Consider the following 795-nt stretch of genomic DNA (forward strand, 5'->3'; position numbering starts at 1 on the left):
TGGTTCTATTGTTATCGTTGCCGGCGACGACAGCATCGCCGCCGGAGCTTGGGGCGGTGGAGTGGTGGTTAGGCTGGATAGAGGTTTGGTAGTAGACGGCGTCGAAGCTGGCGGTGCTGCTGTTGGTAGTGACGGTGTGAAGGTTGTAGGCGGTCTTGGCCTGGTCGGGTTCGGTGTTGGTGTTGCCGGTAATGGAGTGGTTGGCGTGGTTGACGGTGGTTTTGGTGTTGGTGGTGGGGGTGTTGTTGGTGGTGGTTGGTTGTTTGTGGTTGGTTGGGGTGTTGTTGGTGGTGTTGTTGGTGTTGTTGGGGGTTTGGGTGTTGTTGTTGGTGGTGGTGGTGGTGGTGGTGTTTGGTTGGGGGGGGTTGTTGTTTGTTGTGGTGGTGGTTGTGGTGTTGTTGTTGTTGTGTTTGGTGGTTGGGTTGGTTTTGGGTTGGTTGGGGGTGTTGTTGTTGGTGGTGTTGTTGTGGGTGGTGGTGGGTTGGGTTTGGGTGGTTTTGTTGTTGTGGGTGGTTTGGGTGTGGTTGGGGTGGGTGTTGGTGTTGTTGGTGGTGGGGTTGTTGGTGTGGTTGTTGGTGGTGGTGGTGTTGGTGTTGTTGGTTGTGGTTGGTTGGGGTGGTGGGGTGTTGTTGCTTGTGTTGGGGTTGTTGTTGGCGTCGGTGTTGGGGGTGTGGTGAGGGTGGCTGGTGCTGGTGGCTGGGGTGTTTATGTTGTTGGCGCTGAAGGTGCGGTTGTGGGCGTGGGTTCGGGTGGGGTGATTGTTGTTGTTTTGGCAGTGGGTGTGGGTGGCGTGAC

Annotated in this window: 1 protein-coding gene; it reads right to left on the minus strand. The window is 56.5% G+C overall.

What is annotated here, in order from left to right; all coding sequences use genetic code 11:
* Positions 1-795, minus strand: a 795-nt coding sequence (locus ACTHUT_RS21285) for a hypothetical protein (protein ID WP_440419794.1), incomplete at both ends; no start/stop codon positions are given.

This window comes from Neisseria sp. P0022.S010 (genome assembly GCF_051956635.1).